At 48.1% G+C, this 827-nt stretch carries 4 tRNA genes and 1 rRNA gene; all 5 read right to left on the bottom strand.

From position 1 onward, the window contains the following. Positions 1-280: 280 nt before the first annotated feature. Positions 281-356: transfer RNA gene (locus tag Q4579_RS22955), tRNA-Ala, on the bottom strand. Between the two features lie 32 nt (positions 357-388). Beyond that, positions 389-464 (bottom strand) — tRNA-Val (locus Q4579_RS22950). 27 nt (positions 465-491) lie between these two features. Beyond that, positions 492-567 (bottom strand) — tRNA-Lys (locus tag Q4579_RS22945). Position 568: 1 nt separating this feature from the next. Then, positions 569-644: transfer RNA gene (locus tag Q4579_RS22940), tRNA-Glu, on the bottom strand. 124 nt (positions 645-768) lie between these two features. After that, positions 769-827, bottom strand: a 16S ribosomal RNA gene (locus tag Q4579_RS22935); the annotation flags it as partial.

Here is an 827-nt window from a genome sequence, read left to right as displayed (position 1 = left end):
GTCACTTAACCATACAACCCCAAAGGGTCTGTATCGCAAACAACCAAGGTTTGATTTGTTTCGCCGGACTCACTTTGTTTTCACTTTTGAAAAGTGAAGACAAAAAATACAAGACACTTGAATGTGTATTGCTTGAGAACTCTGTTTCTTTCGAAACAGTTTTGATTCAATCGTCATATCGATTGAATTACTAGTCAGCTTTCCAGATTGTTAAAGAGCATTGTGAATTATCCATTGATAACCACTTTTTAAAGATTCTTAAGGAAAAACCTTGAAAGAGTGGTGGAGCTAGGCGGGATCGAACCGCCGACCTCTTGCATGCCATGCAAGCGCTCTCCCAGCTGAGCTATAGCCCCTCCGTCTGGGCTTCTTTCTGCAAGAGAAAGAATGGTGGGCGATACCGGGCTCGAACCAGTGACCCCCTCCTTGTAAGGGAGGTGCTCTCCCAACTGAGCTAATCGCCCACTGTGTTTTACATTCCGTGGCTGGAATGGTGGGTCGTGCAGGATTCGAACCTGCGACCAATTGATTAAAAGTCAACTGCTCTACCAACTGAGCTAACGACCCATGGCGTCCCGTAGGGGAGTCGAACCCCTGTTACCGCCGTGAAAGGGCGGTGTCCTAGGCCTCTAGACGAACGGGACTAAAATCTTGTCAGCGAAACACATTTCGCTCACTAATACTGATGCTGTTGGGCAGCACCAGTGGCTCTTTACATTTCGACCAGGCAATCTGTGTGGACACTGCGATAACAACGCAGTCTTTAGGTAAGGAGGTGATCCAGCCCCAGGTTCCCCTAGGGCTACCTTGTTACGACTTCACCCCAG

The sequence above is a fragment of the Photobacterium sp. 1_MG-2023 genome (assembly GCF_030547945.1).
Classification (GTDB): domain Bacteria; phylum Pseudomonadota; class Gammaproteobacteria; order Enterobacterales; family Vibrionaceae; genus Photobacterium.
Note: the sequence above shows the minus strand (reverse complement) of the source record. Positions and strands in the feature narration are given on the sequence as shown.